Source organism: Pseudomonas sp. 21 (assembly GCF_000955805.1).
GTDB lineage: Bacteria > Pseudomonadota > Gammaproteobacteria > Pseudomonadales > Pseudomonadaceae > Pseudomonas.
Genome location: NZ_JYOA01000005.1, coordinates 325,305 through 338,603 on the forward strand (window position 1 = coordinate 325,305; position 13,299 = coordinate 338,603).

The window sequence follows — 13,299 nt, forward strand, 5'->3', positions numbered from 1 at the left end:
TCAGGCTCCCTGTCCGGCGAGGCCCAAGGCCTCGCGTACACGCGTTTTCACTTTCAGGCGATAGCGGCGGTCCAGCGCCGCCAGTACGCCGCCCAGGGCCATCAGCAGGCCACCGAGCCAGATGAAGCGTACGAAGGGCTTAATGTGCACGCGCACGGCCCAGGCGCCGTTGTCCAGCGGCTCACCCAGGGCGACATAGAGGTCGCGGGTCAGGCTGCCGTGGATGCCGGCCTCGGTCATCATCGAGTTCTGCACGCTGTACAGGCGCTTCTCCGGGTGCAGCGTGGCGACTTCGGAACCGTTGCGGGTCACGCGGATGGTGCCCTTGTCGGAGGTGAAGTTCGGGCCTTCGAAGTGATGGGTGCCCTCGAAGCGGAACTGATAGCCGGCCAGCTCCACCGATTCGCCCGGCGCCATGCGCAGGTCGCGCTGGGCGCTGAACTGGCTGGTCAGCACCACGCCGATGGCGCAGATGGCGATGCCGAAATGCGCCAGCTGCATGCCCCAGTAGCTGCGGTTCAGCCCCGCGGCACCGGCGATCACGCCCTTGTGGCGGACCTTGTCGAAGAAGTCACGCACACCGGCCAGCACGACCCAGGCGGCGAGCATGAACACGGTCAGCACTTCCCAGTGCAGCTCGCCGTACAGGAAGCTGCCGAGACCGCCCAGCACCACGGTGCCGATCAGCACCGGGGTGAGCATGTTGCGCAGCCAGCGGGTCGGGGTGTCCTTCCAGCGCACCAGCACGCCGACCGCCAGGGCCAGCATGAGGATGGCGATCAGCGGCACGAACAGCGCATTGAAGTACGGCGGGCCGACCGACAGCTTGGCGCCGCTGATGGCGTCGAGCACCAGCGGGTAGAGGGTGCCGAGCAGGATCATCGAGGCGGTGACCACCAGGATCAGGTTGTTCAGCAGCAGGAGGGTCTCGCGCGACCACAGGGCAAAGCCGACCTGGCTCTTGACCACCGGCGCGCGCAGGGCGAACAGCGTCAGTGAGCCACCGACCACCACCAGCAGGAAGGCGAGGATGAACACACCGCGCTCGGGGTCCGAGGCGAACGCATGCACCGAGGTCAGCACGCCGGAACGAACCAGGAAGGTGCCCAGCAGGCTCAGCGAGAAGGCCGCGATGGCCAGCAGCACGGTCCAGCTCTTGAACACGCCACGCTTCTCGGTCACCGCCAGCGAGTGGATCAGCGCGGTGCCCACCAGCCAGGGCATGAAGGAAGCGTTTTCCACCGGGTCCCAGAACCACCAGCCGCCCCAGCCCAGCTCGTAGTAGGCCCACCAGGAGCCCAGCACGATACCGACGCCGAGGAAGGTCCAGGCCACCAGCGTCCAGGGACGCGACCAGCGCGCCCAGGCGGCGTCGAGACGGCCGCCGAGCAGTGCGGCGATGGCGAAGGCAAAGGCGACCGAGAAGCCCACGTAGCCCATGTAGAGCATCGGCGGGTGGAAGATCAGGCCGGGGTCCTGCAGCAACGGGTTGAGGTCGTTGCCGTCCGCCGGCACCTGCGGCAGCAGGCGGCTGAAGGGGTTGGAGGTGATGATCAGGAACAGCAGGAAGCCGGTGCTGATCATGCCCATCACGGCCAGCACGCGGGCCAGCATCACTTCCGGCAACTGGCGGGAGAACACCGACACGGCGAAGGTCCAGCCGCCGAGGATCAGTGCCCAGAGCAGCAGCGAGCCTTCGTGGGCGCCCCACACGGCGCTGAACTTGTAGAACCAGGGCAGCGCGCTGTTGGAGTTGCTGGCGACGTAGGCCACCGAGAAATCATCGTGCAGGAAGGCCCAGGTCAGGCAGCCGAAGGAGAACAGCAGGAAGGCGAACTGCCCCCAGGCTGCCGGGCGCGCCAGGCTCATCCACTGGCGATCGCCGCGCCAGGCGCCGACCAGCGGGAAGAAGGACATCACCAGCGCCATGCACAGCGCGAGGATCAGCGAGAGGTGGCCGAGTTCGGGAACCATGTCAGTTGCTCCCCTGTTGCGGCGCTGCGTTGCCGCTCTGGCTGGCTTCGTAGTGCTCCAGCTTGCCGCTGTCCTTGAGCGCCTTGGTGACTTCCGGCGGCATGTATTTCTCGTCGTGCTTGGCCAGCACTTCATCGGCGGTCAGCACGCCGGCCTCGTTGATCTTGCCCAGGGCGACGATGCCCTGCCCCTCGCGGAACAGGTCCGGGAGGATGCCGCGGTACTTCACCGTGACTTCCTTGGCGAAGTCGGTGACCACGAACTCCACGTCCAGCGAGTCCGCCGACCGCTTGAGCGAGCCCTTCTCCACCATGCCGCCAGCGCGGATGCGCGTGTCGTGCGGAGCTTCGCCGTTGGCGATCTGGGTCGGGGTGTAGAACAGGTTGATGTTTTCCTGCAGGGCCGACAGCGCCAGGCTGACGGCGACGCCAACGCCGGCGACGATGGCGAGGACGATGTACAGACGCTTCTTGCGGACCGGATTCACTTGCTGGCCTCCCGGCGCAGACGACGCGCCTCTTCTTGCAGGTAACGCCGGCGCGCCACGATCGGCGAGACGACGTTGATCGCCAGGACCACCGCGCAGATGGCGTAGGCGGACCACACATAAGGGCCATGGTGACCCATGGCGAGGAAATCGGAGAAAGACTCGAAACTCATAGCGCGCGCTCCACCTCGGCCTTCACCCAGCTCGCGCGGGCTTCGCGCTTGAGCACTTCCAGGCGCATGCGCATCATCAGCACCACGGCGAAGAAGCAGTAGAAACCGGCGACCATCATCAGCAGCGGAATCCACATCTCCGGCGGCATCGGCGGCTTTTCGGTCAGGGTGAAGGTGGCCGGCTGGTGCAGGGTATTCCACCAGTCCACCGAGTACTTGATGATCGGGATGTTCACCACGCCGACGATGGCCAGCACGGCGCAGGCCTTGGCGGCGCTGTCGCGGTTGGTGATGGCCTGGCCCAGGGCGATGATGCCGAAATAGAGGAACAGCAGGATCAGCATCGAGGTCAGGCGCGCGTCCCAGACCCACCAGGCGCCCCAGGTCGGCTTGCCCCAGATGGCGCCGGTCACCAGCGCGACGAAGGTCATCCAGGCACCGATGGGCGCGGCGCACTGCACGGCGACGTCGGCGATCTTCATCTTCCAGATCAGCCCGACTGCGCCCGCCACTGCCAGCATCACGTAGCAGGACTGGGCGAGGAACGCCGCCGGCACGTGGATATAGATGATCCGGAAGCTGTTGCCCTGCTGGTAGTCCGGCGGCGCGAAGGCCAGGCCCCAGACGGTGCCGGCAACCATCAGCAGGATCGCGGCGACCGCGAACCAGGGCATCCAGCGTCCGCTGATCTCGTAGAACCACTTGGGCGAGCCAAGCTTGTGAAACCAAGTCCAGTTCATCATCAGGCTCTGTAATTCAAAGCTCTAGTCTGCCGCCGGTGCCGCTTCCCAGCCCGGCGATCGTTCGTTCACTCGCCGACGCTGATCTTCAGCCCGGCGGCGATGGCAAAGGGCGTCAGCGTCAATGCTAACGCCGTCAGGCTGGCCAGCCACAACAGGTGCCCGGCGGTGGGCAGCCCCTGCAATGACGCCTGCAGCGCTCCGCTGCCCAGGATCAGCACCGGAATGTAAAGCGGCAGGATCAGCAGGGCCAGCAGCAGGCCACCGCGCTTGAGGCCCACGGTGAGCGCCGCGCCCACGGCGCCCAGCAGGCTCAGGATGGGAGTACCCAGCAGCAGCGACAGCAGCAGGTCTGGCAGGCAGCGCGCCGGCAGGCCCAGCATCAGGGCGAACAGCGGCGACAACAGCACCAGGGCCAGCCCTGAAACCAGCCAGTGTGCCAGCACTTTGGCCAGGACCAGTAGGGGCAGGGGGTGCGGCGAAAGGACCCACTGTTCCAGGGAACCATCCTCGAAATCACTGCGGAACAGGCCGTCCAGCGACAGCAGCACCGCCAGCAAAGCCGCGACCCAGACCAGTCCCGGCGAGAGGTTCTTGAGCATTTCCGATTCGGGGCCGACCGCCAGCGGGAACAGCGCGATGACGATGGCGAAGAACACCAAAGGATTAGCCAGCTCCGCCGGACGGCGGAACAGCAGGCGCGCTTCACGGGCGAGCAACAGGGTGAAGACGTTGCTCATCGCGCCGCCTCCCGTGCGTGCTGGCCCAGGTCGAGGGCGCGATAGCCTGAAGGCATGCGTTCAAGGGTGTGGTGGGTGGTCAGCACCACCAGGCCGCCGCGCTCGCAATGGCCGGCGAGGTGCTCTTCGAGCTGCGCCACGCCCTGCTTGTCCAGGGCGGTGAAGGGTTCGTCGAGGATCCACAGCGGTGGCGCGTCGAGGTACAGGCGCGCCAGGGCCACGCGGCGCTGCTGGCCGGCGGACAGGGTATGGCAGGGAACGTCCTCGAAACCGCGCAGGCCGACCGCTTCCAGCGCTTGCCAGATGGCATCGCGATTGGCCGGCTGGTGCAGCGCGCATAGCCAGGCGAGATTCTCTTCGGCGGTGAGCAGGCCCTTGATGCCGGCGGCGTGGCCGATCCACAGCAACAGCCGGGCCAGTTCGTGGCGTTGCTCGGTGAGCGGCTTGCCGTTGAGCAGCACCTCACCGGCGGTGGGCTGCATCAGCCCGCTGAGCAGGCGCAGCAGGCTGGTCTTGCCGCTGCCGTTGGGGCCGACGATCTGTAGCATTTCGCCCGCGCCCAGTCGCAGATCGAGACGCTCGAACAGCATGCGCCAGTCCCGCTCGCAGGCGAGCGCCACGGTTTCGAGGAGGGGATGGGTCAAGGGCATCGGCAACCGTCGGGCAGAAAACAGTCAGTAGTGCAAAAACGCGGCCATACCACGCGGGCCGCCAAGCACGGCCTCGGGCGGCGCATTATACACAGGCGTTCCTACGCCCGACGTCAGGTTTTTCGACAGGGTGTAACGTCAAATCAGCGCACCTTGAGCCGCATCTATCCGCAACCACCGCCCTGCCCTCCTGCCGCCGGACGGTCTAAAGTGCGCGCAACCGCCGCCGATACACTGGGCGCAACCCCGCCACGCCGCCTGCAGGTCCCCGATGCCGAGTGAAATTGGCGCTTCCCGTCCGCTACCGCCTACCCCGTCGCTGCGCAGCCCGCAGAGCGCGGCCGAGCTGACGCTCAAGCTCGCGCAAAGCCTGGGCGACCTGCTGCCGCCGGGGGACAAGGCCCATGCGGAAGTGCTGGCAGTACGCGACGGGCAGGTGAATTTCCAGTTGCTGCTGCGCCTGACCATGGCCAGCGGCCAGCAAGCCCTGGTGGTGGCGGAAAGCCCGCAGGCGCTGCCCAAGGGCAGCACCCTGCAGCTTTCGACATTGAGCCAGACCAGCCTTGCCGCCACCCTGCTGACACAACCGAGCCTCGGCTCGCTCGGCCTGGGCGGCGCCAGCCAGGCGCCATTGGGCAGTCTCGACCTCGACGTGCTGCCGGTGGGCACACTGATCCAGGGCAAGGTGGATGCCAGCCAGCTGATCGCCCTCGGCAAGGCCGAGCAGGTGGTCTACAAGGTCCTGGTGACGTTGCTCAACACGCCGCTGGCCGGGCGCCAGCTGAGCATCGAATCGCCCAACCCGCTCCCGCTCAACAGCCTGCTCAGCGCCCGCGTGCAGGACCAGCAGGCCCTGCAGTTCCTGCCGATGAACGCCCGCCTGGACCAGCTCGACCTGAGCCTGCAGCTCGGCGCCCAGCAGAACCGCCAGGGCCCGCTGGACAACCTGTTCAAGGCACTGCAGGGCGCCGGCAGCAACCCGGACATGAGCCCGGAGCTGCGCCAGTCGGTGGACAAGCTGCTCGGCGCCCTTCCGGACATCCGCCAGCTCAGTGATGCCAAGGGCGTAGCCCAGGCCTTCCAGCAAAGCGGCGCGTTCCTCGAAGGACAGTTGCTGCGCGGCGTGGAAGGCCTGCCCCTGGACCTCAAGGCCAACCTGCTGCGGCTGATTGCCCAGATACTGCCAACCCTCCAGGGGGGTACGGCAGCCGCGGTGCTGGGCAACCTGCCGGGCAGCGCCCTGGCCGGTGCCAACAACCTGGCACAGGCCATGCCGGCGTTCGTGCGCAATGCGCTGGGCGTGATCGGACAGACCAGCGGGCGCACAGCGCCACCGGTCAGCTTCCCGCTCCCCAGCCGGCTGGCCAATGAATTGGAAGAAGAAGGCGACCTCGAGTCGCTGCTCAAGCTGGCCGCCGCCGCGGTCTCCCGCTTGCAGACCCACCAGCTGGGCAGCCTGGCGCAGAGTGACGTGCTGCCCGACGGCACCGTGCTGAACACCTGGCAGCTGGAGATTCCCCTGCGGCACCAGCAGCAGATGGTGCCGATCCAGGTGCGTATCCAGCAGGAAGAAAAGGACAGCCCGGCGAGCGAACGCGAGCAACAACCACGCGAAGTGCTCTGGCGCGTGGATCTGGCCTTCGACCTGGACAGCCTCGGCCCACTGCAGGTCCAGGCCACCCTGGCCCACGGCAGCATTGGCACCCAGCTGTGGGCCGAACGCGCCGCCACCGCCAGCCTGATCGACGGCGAACTGGCCACCCTGCGCCAGCGCCTGAACGACGCCGGTCTCAGCGTGGGCGAGCTGAGCTGCCGCCAGGGCAAGCCGCCCCAGGGCGCGCGCACCGCGGTGGAACAACGCTGGGTGGACGAGACCGCATGAAGAAATCCAGGAAAGCGCCGCGCCAGGCCATCGCCCTCAACTATGACGGGCAGAGCGCACCGACGCTGACTGCCAAGGGCGACGATGAGCTGGCGGAAACCATCCTCGCCATCGCCCGCCACCACGAAGTGCCGATCTACGAGAACGGCGAGCTGGTGCGCCTGCTGGCACGCCTGGAGCTGGGCGATGCGATTCCCGAGGCGCTCTACCGCACCATCGCCGAAATCATCGCTTTCGCCTGGTACCTCAAGGGCAAGAGCCCGCTGAATGACAAGCCAGGGGCGCCGCCAGACGCGCTGCCGCTGTTGCTGGAAGGGCCGGGCTCCCGGCACCGGTAAGCTTTCTCAGCCGCGGCACTCGCAGCCGCTGCGGGCAGGAGGAAGGTCGCTGGCCGGGGCGAAGTCACTGAACTCGCGCACCGCCTTGCGGATCGGCTGCTCGTCTTCGCTGTGGTAGAGCACCATACTGCTGGTCACCTCGCGCAACTGCGCCAGGGAAATCGGCTTGTCCAGCACATCCAGCAACGGCACGCGGTTGGCCCAGGCCCACTGCATCAGGCCGCGCCGTTCCTCCGCACTGTAATTGCCCACCAGCAGGAACTGGCGGAAGGTGTTGCTCTGGCTCAGCGCCTTGAGGCTGAGCAGCTCGCTCTGGCCCGGGCGGAAGTCGTCGTGGATGAACAGGCTGTAGCGCTGCCGGCCAGAAAGCGCCTTGCGCACTTCGTCCAGGTTCAGGCACAGGCTCAGGTGGTAGAACTCCAGGCGATTGAGCAGCACGCTGTAGTTCAACAGCCGGCCGGGATGCGAGCACAGCACCATGGCCCGACGGGAAATGGTCGCCATATCGATGGCCTCGAAAAAATTTTGACGAGGCCAATTTAGCGACGATATGCCGCCTTTCTTATCAGACGAGTCCTAATTGCATGTAGTGAAATTCTTACAAGCTAGAAATCCCGACAGGCGGCAGGGCGCGAAAAGGGCGACGACGCGGGCTCAGTCCCGCGCCTTGCCCTGATGCAGGCGGGCGACCAGCTCGGCTTCAGCCTGGGACAGGCCGCAACTCTGGGTCAGGTCTTCGGGGCTTGCGCCCATGCCGACCAGGCGTGCGGCCTGGCTGAAGGAAAGGCTGGTGGGGTCGCGCTGCTCGATGCGCACCAGGCGCTCGGGCAGCGGCGCAACCTGTTTGTTCAGCTCGCGCAGCTCCTCGCCCATGCGGATATTGATCTGCTGGTACGACTCGATGCGCTTGCCCTGCTCCTTCAGCCGCTGCTCGAACACCGCCAGCTGCTTGGCCAGCTGCACCGCCTGGGCTTCCTGGGCACGCTGCCGGCCAGACAGCCAGACACAGGCCATCGCAAGGCCCGCGCAGGCGATACCGAGCACCACCAGAGCGATCAGCACCTCAGATGCTCTCCAGCTCCGACCACTCTTCCTCGGTCATCATCTTGTCCAGCTCGACCAGGATCAGCAGTTCGCCGTTCTTGTTGCAGACGCCCTGGATGAACTTGGCCGATTCCTCGTTACCGACGTTCGGCGCGGTCTCGATCTCGGACTGGCGCAGGTAGACGACCTCGGCGACGCTGTCGACCAGGATGCCCACCACCTGCTTGTCGGCTTCGATGATCACGATGCGGGTGTTGTCCGAGACCGGCGCCGGGTCCAGGCCGAAGCGCTGGCGGGTGTCGATCACGGTCACCACGTTGCCGCGCAGGTTGATGATCCCCAGCACGTAGCTCGGGGCACCGGGGACCGGCGCGATCTCGGTGTAGCGCAGCACTTCCTGGACCTGCATCACGTTGATGCCGTAGGTCTCGTTGTCCAGGCGGAAGGTGACCCACTGCAGAATCGGATCTTCGGCACCTTGCGCTGACGTTTTCTTCATATCCCCTCGCCTCTTCTGGTTCCACGCCGCCTGCGGCGTGGAGGTTGTCTTTCAAATCCGGTTGCGCGCAGCCTCGGGGCTACAGGCGCTTGGCGGCGCCGCTGGCGATCAGTTCGGCCAGGGCCGAGACGTCGAGCAGCGCGCACATCTGGTCGATCACCGTGCCGGCCAGCCACGGGCGTTGCTGGCGCTGGCTGCGCCACTTCACCTCGGACGGGTCCAGGCGCACGGAGCGGCTGACCTGATGCACGGCCAGCCCCCACTCGTAGCCCTGCACGGAAATCACGTACTGCAGCCCCTCGCGGTAGTCGTCGCGGTAACGCTCGGGCATCACCCAGCGCGCGGTATCGAGCACCTTCAGGTTGCCGTTCTGGCCCGGCAGGATGCCGAGGAACCAGTCGGGCTGGCCGAACAGCGGGGTCAGGTCGTGCCCCGCCAGTGGATAAATGGAGCCCAGGCAGACCAGCGGCACTGCCAGGGTCAGCCCGGCGACGTCGAACAGCAGGCACTCGAAGGGCTCGGCGGCCCACACCGGGCGGCCGTCGTCGAGCAGCTTCAGCGGCGCGGCGGGCATCTCGGCGCTGCCGGGCTGGTGCAGGTCGATGACCTGGCCCAGTTGTGCCGACGGTTCGTCGGCAACAGGCGCTTCAATGACCGGGACCACTGTCTCGGGCACGCGCAGTTCTGCCACCGGAGTCTGGGCAACCGGCACGCGGGCGGTGACGTTCAGGCGCGCATCACGGACCTGCTCTTCGAGCACGGCCGCTTCGAATTCGTCGAGGCTGACGCTGGCTTCCGGCGCCTGTACGACGGCAGCCTGAGGCTCGGCGACCAAGGGCGCGACCGGCTCGCTGACCACCAGCGCCACCGGGGCGACCGGAGCAGGAGCAACAGCAGGAGCAACAGGCTGCGCCACCGGTTCCGGGGCGAAGTCTTCGAAAGTGGCCTCCTGCAGCAGCGCGTCCAGGTAGGACTGCAGCGCAAGCTGGGGGCGAGTGGCGGTAGCGGAACGACTCATGATGGATAACCGCGCAAGGTGACTTTCCAGACTATCGGCAGCGGGCGCGCCGCTCTTGAGCGCATCCGTCGGATTCTTTTGTTCGGGCCCGCCGGCCTCGGCAACGACATGTTCAGGCTACCTGGCTCGCCGGCACGTGGGCCAGCAGATGCTTGAGCAACGCGCGGTAGGCGATCACGCCACGGCTGTTGCCGTCATTGCGCGAGGGCACCGTACCCAGGCGGCTGGCGTCGCGCAGCTTGGTGTCTACCGGGATGAACGCCTGCCAGAGAGTCTCCGGGTAGGTATCGCGCAGCACCCGCAGGGTGCCCAGGGATGCCTGGGTACGGCGATCGAACAGGGTCGGCACGATGGTGAACGGCAGCGCCTGCTTGCGCGAGCGGTTGACCATCTTCAGCGTGTTGACCATGCGCTCCAGGCCCTTGAGGGCGAGGAACTCGGTCTGCACCGGGATCACCAGGTGCTGGCTGGCCGCCATCGCATTGACCATCAGCACACCCAGCAGCGGCGGGCTATCGATGATCGCGTAGTCGAATTCGTTCCACAGCTGCGCCAGGCTCTTGGCGATCACCAGGCCCAGGCCGTTCTGCCCGGGCGACTGGCGCTCCAGGGTGGCCAGCGCAGTGCTCGACGGCAGCAGGCGGATGTTCTCGTGGCTGGTGGGCAGCAACAGCGACTCCGGCAACCCCTCGGGCACGTTGCCCTGGTGCAGGAACAGGTCGAACACGCTGTGTTCCAGGGTGTCCGGGTCGTGGCCGAAATAGCTGGTCATCGAGCCATGGGGGTCCAGGTCGACGATCAGCACGCGCTTGCCGGCATCCGCCAGCAGGCCCGCCAAGGCGATGGAGGAAGTGGTCTTGCCGACGCCACCTTTCTGGTTGGCTACCGCCCAGACTTTCATAGTGCGCGCTCCCCGGTGGCACAGCATCGGCTCAGGATCGTAGTCATGGTTCTCATTGCCCTGTGGCCGATGACGAAGAATTGACGGCGCCACTGTCGGGCGCCTCGCTGGCAAGCACTGGTGCAGATTGCGTGCCAGCATGTCGCAACGCCGGGTCCGGCTGCGCCTTGCCACTGCCCACCCCGCTGATGCTGCGGCGCACCTCGAGGTTGCGGGAGATCACCAGCACTACCCGGCGATTGCGTGCGCGGCCATCCGCCGTGGCATTGTCCGCCACTGGCTGGAATTCGCCATAGCCCACCGCCGCCAGCCGACCGGCGTCGAGGCCGTCCTGGGCGAGCATACGGACGATGCTGGCGGCGCGGGCCGCGGACAGTTCCCAGTTGGTCGGGTACTGCGAATTATGGATCGGAACGTTGTCGGTGAAGCCTTCGACGTGCACTGGGTTGCGGTAAGGCGCCAGAATCCTGGCGACCTTCTCGATGATCTCGAAGGCGGCGTCATTGGGGATGGCATCGCCGCTGGGGAACAGCAGGCTGGAATTGAGGGTGATCTCGATCCAGAACTCGTTGCCGCGCACCGACAGCTGGTCGGTGGAGATCAGGTCGCCGAAGGCCTGGCGCACGCTGTCGGTGATCTGCTGCAGGGTATCGGGGTTGCCCTGGGCCTGGCCGTCGTCCTGCGGCTCGTTGAGCGACTGGTCCGGCTGCTGGGTGCGCGGGCGCTCCTCGCCGACGGGAATCGGGCGGATCGAACGGTCCGGCTGGTTGAACACGCCGGTCAGGGTTTCCGAGAGGATCTTGTACTTGCCCTCGTTGATCGAAGAGATCGAGTACATCACCACGAAGAAGGCGAACAGCAGGGTGATGAAGTCCGCGTAGGACACCAGCCAGCGTTCGTGATTCTCGTGTTCCTCATGGCGTCTGCGGCGAGGCATGCGCATCCCCTCCCCCTCAGCCGACGAAGCCTTGCAGCTTCAGCTCGATGGAGCGCGGGTTCTCGCCTTCGGCGATGGACAGCAGGCCCTCCATCAACATTTCGCGGTAACACGACTGGCGCAGCACGATGCTCTTGAGCTTGTTGCCGATCGGCAGCAGCAGGAGGTTGGCCAGGCCGACACCGTAGATGGTGGCAACGAAGGCCACGGCAATACCGTTGCCCAGCTGGCTGGGGTCGGCGAGGTTGCCCATCACGTGGATCAGCCCCATCACCGCACCAATGATACCGATGGTCGGCGAGTAGCCGCCCATGGCCTCGAATACCTTGGCGGCGGCCAGGTCGCGGCTTTCCTGGTTGAACAGGTCGACTTCGAGGATGCTGCGGATGGCCTCGGGCTCGGTGCCGTCCACCAGCAGTTGCAGGCCCTTGCGCGCATAGGGGTCGCGCTCGGCGTCGGCGACGGTTTCCAGGCCCAGCAGGCCTTCCTTGCGCGCCGTCATGCTCCAGCCGACCACATGGTTGATGCCGCCGACCAGGTCCACCTTCGGCGGCAGGACCATCCAGCGCAGCATGGTCAAGGCGCGCTTGAGCACTGCGACCGGGGTCTGCAGCAGCGCAGCGGCCAGGGTGCCGCCGACCACGATCAGCGCCGCCGGGCCGTTGGCCAGGGCACCGACGTGCCCGCCCTCGAGGAAGTTGCCACCGATGATGGCAACCAGCGCAAGGATCAGGCCGACCAGGCTGAGGACATCCATCAGCCGCAGGCCTCGGTCAGGTGGCGGCCGATGTCGTCCAGGCTGTACACCGCGTCGGCCAGGCCCGCCTTGGCGATCGCCATGGGCATGCCGTAGATCACGCAGCTGGCTTCATCCTGCGCCCAGACATGGGCACCGCCCTGCTTGAGCATGCGCGCGCCCTCGCGGCCGTCGGCGCCCATGCCGGTGAGGACCACCGCCAGGACCTTGTCGCCATAGGCCTTGGACGCGGAGCCGAAGGTCACGTCGACGCAAGGCTTGTAGTTCAGGCGCTCGTCGCCGGGGAGGATGCGGATCGCGCCACGGGCGTCGACCATCATCTGCTTGCCGCCGGGAGCCAGCAACGCCACGCCGGGACGCAGGATGTCGCCATCCTCGGCTTCCTTGACGGTGATCTTGCACAGCTTGTCCAGGCGCTCGGCGAAGGCCTTGGTGAAGGCCGCCGGCATGTGCTGGATCAGCACCAGCGGCGCGGGGAAGTTGGCAGGCAGCTGGGTCAGGACCCGCTGCAGCGCCACCGGCCCACCGGTGGACGTACCGATGGCTACCAGCCGGTAGGGCTTACGCTTTGGGGCGGCGGAAGTCGCCGGAGCCGGAGCAGCCGGCGCGTGGCTGCCGCCCGACGAAGCGGGAGCGGCCGGGCGCGCAGTGCCGGCAGCGGGAGTCGACGCCGCCGCGGCCGGGCTCGACGAGTACGAAGAGTACGCGGCAAAACGGCGGTTGCTCTTGGCGATGGTGTGGACCTTCTCGCACAGCAACTGGCGGACCTTGTCCGGGTTGCGCGAGATGTCCTCGAAATTCTTCGGCAGATAATCGACGGCGCCGGCGTCCAGCGCGTCCAGGGTCACCCGCGCGCCCTCGTGGGTCAGCGAGGAGAACATCAGGACCGGCGTCGGACAGCGCTGCATGATGGTCCGCACGGCGGTGATGCCGTCCATCAGCGGCATCTCGTAGTCCATGGTGATCACGTCGGGCTTGAGCGCCAGCGCCTGATCGATCGCCTCGCGGCCGTTGGTCGCCGTGCCGACCACCTGGATCTGCGGGTCAGCCGAAAGAATCTCCGAGACGCGGCGGCGGAAGAACCCCGAATCGTCCACCACCAGGACTTTGACAGCCATAGACACTCCTGAAAAAAACTTCTTCCATCACGGGCGCGGAC

Annotated in this window: 16 protein-coding genes; 2 read left to right on the forward strand and 14 right to left on the reverse strand. The window is 66.6% G+C overall.

Features of this window, described 5'->3' with window-relative positions; genetic code table 11:
- The 6 genes from UB43_RS14295 to ccmA form a co-directional block, all read right to left on the reverse strand.
- Positions 1 to 1,974, reverse strand: a complete 1,974-nt coding sequence (locus UB43_RS14295) for a heme lyase CcmF/NrfE family subunit (RefSeq protein WP_045212027.1) — start codon at positions 1,972 to 1,974, stop codon at positions 1 to 3.
- A gap of 1 nt (position 1,975) precedes the next feature.
- Complete coding sequence (gene ccmE, locus UB43_RS14300; RefSeq protein WP_045212029.1) at positions 1,976 to 2,461, reverse strand: cytochrome c maturation protein CcmE; 486 nt, start codon at positions 2,459 to 2,461, stop codon at positions 1,976 to 1,978.
- Positions 2,458 to 2,634 (reverse strand): heme exporter protein CcmD, encoded by a 177-nt coding sequence (gene ccmD, locus UB43_RS14305; protein ID WP_024765945.1) that lies wholly within the window; start codon positions 2,632 to 2,634, stop codon positions 2,458 to 2,460. The genes ccmE and ccmD overlap by 4 nt, the downstream gene beginning before the upstream one ends.
- Entirely contained in the window at positions 2,631 to 3,377 is a 747-nt protein-coding gene (locus UB43_RS14310; RefSeq protein ID WP_088416741.1) for a heme ABC transporter permease, read from the reverse strand. Before UB43_RS14310 ends, ccmD begins: the two co-directional genes overlap by 4 nt.
- 65 nt (positions 3,378 to 3,442) lie before the next feature.
- The gene (ccmB, locus tag UB43_RS14315; RefSeq protein ID WP_017520311.1) at positions 3,443 to 4,114 is read right to left on the reverse strand and encodes a heme exporter protein CcmB; all 672 of its coding nucleotides are present in this window, start codon (positions 4,112 to 4,114) and stop codon (positions 3,443 to 3,445) included.
- On the reverse strand, positions 4,111 to 4,764 hold the full coding sequence (gene ccmA, locus UB43_RS14320) for a cytochrome c biogenesis heme-transporting ATPase CcmA (protein WP_156160412.1): 654 nt from the start codon (positions 4,762 to 4,764) through the stop codon (positions 4,111 to 4,113). The genes ccmB and ccmA overlap by 4 nt, the downstream gene beginning before the upstream one ends.
- Before the next feature lie 271 nt (positions 4,765 to 5,035).
- Between ccmA and UB43_RS14325 the strand changes: the two genes are divergently transcribed.
- Both UB43_RS14325 and UB43_RS14330 read left to right on the forward strand, forming a co-directional pair.
- The gene (locus tag UB43_RS14325) at positions 5,036 to 6,646 is read left to right on the forward strand and encodes a flagellar hook-length control protein FliK (protein ID WP_045212034.1); all 1,611 of its coding nucleotides are present in this window, start codon (positions 5,036 to 5,038) and stop codon (positions 6,644 to 6,646) included.
- Positions 6,643 to 6,984, forward strand: a complete 342-nt coding sequence (locus tag UB43_RS14330; RefSeq protein ID WP_045212036.1) for an EscU/YscU/HrcU family type III secretion system export apparatus switch protein — start codon at positions 6,643 to 6,645, stop codon at positions 6,982 to 6,984. Before UB43_RS14325 ends, UB43_RS14330 begins: the two co-directional genes overlap by 4 nt.
- A gap of 6 nt (positions 6,985 to 6,990) precedes the next feature.
- On the opposite strand, the gene UB43_RS14335 is transcribed toward UB43_RS14330, so the two are convergent.
- From UB43_RS14335 to UB43_RS14370, 8 genes are all read right to left on the reverse strand, one after another.
- Entirely contained in the window at positions 6,991 to 7,488 is a 498-nt protein-coding gene (locus tag UB43_RS14335) for a hypothetical protein (protein ID WP_256205163.1), read from the reverse strand.
- Between the two features lie 150 nt (positions 7,489 to 7,638).
- Positions 7,639 to 7,998, reverse strand: coding sequence for a DUF2802 domain-containing protein (locus tag UB43_RS14340; protein WP_167523289.1), 360 nt, complete (start codon positions 7,996 to 7,998; stop codon positions 7,639 to 7,641).
- Between the two features lie 49 nt (positions 7,999 to 8,047).
- Positions 8,048 to 8,527 (reverse strand): chemotaxis protein CheW, encoded by a 480-nt coding sequence (locus tag UB43_RS14345; RefSeq protein WP_015476565.1) that lies wholly within the window; start codon positions 8,525 to 8,527, stop codon positions 8,048 to 8,050.
- A gap of 79 nt (positions 8,528 to 8,606) precedes the next feature.
- Positions 8,607 to 9,545, reverse strand: coding sequence for a CheW domain-containing protein (locus UB43_RS14350; RefSeq protein ID WP_045212040.1), 939 nt, complete (start codon positions 9,543 to 9,545; stop codon positions 8,607 to 8,609).
- A 112-nt stretch (positions 9,546 to 9,657) separates the two neighbouring features.
- Positions 9,658 to 10,446: a ParA family protein gene (locus tag UB43_RS14355; RefSeq protein WP_045212042.1), complete on the reverse strand. Its 789-nt coding sequence runs from the start codon at positions 10,444 to 10,446 to the stop codon at positions 9,658 to 9,660.
- 52 nt (positions 10,447 to 10,498) lie between these two features.
- Complete coding sequence (motD, locus tag UB43_RS14360; RefSeq protein ID WP_045212524.1) at positions 10,499 to 11,383, reverse strand: flagellar motor protein MotD; 885 nt, start codon at positions 11,381 to 11,383, stop codon at positions 10,499 to 10,501.
- Between the two features lie 16 nt (positions 11,384 to 11,399).
- Positions 11,400 to 12,140, reverse strand: coding sequence for a flagellar motor protein (locus tag UB43_RS14365; RefSeq protein ID WP_045212045.1), 741 nt, complete (start codon positions 12,138 to 12,140; stop codon positions 11,400 to 11,402).
- Positions 12,140 to 13,258 carry a chemotaxis response regulator protein-glutamate methylesterase gene (locus tag UB43_RS14370; protein ID WP_045212048.1) on the reverse strand — a complete coding sequence of 373 codons (1,119 nt, stop codon included), beginning with the start codon at positions 13,256 to 13,258 and terminating at the stop codon, positions 12,140 to 12,142. The genes UB43_RS14365 and UB43_RS14370 overlap by 1 nt, the downstream gene beginning before the upstream one ends.
- Positions 13,259 to 13,299 lie beyond the last annotated feature (41 nt).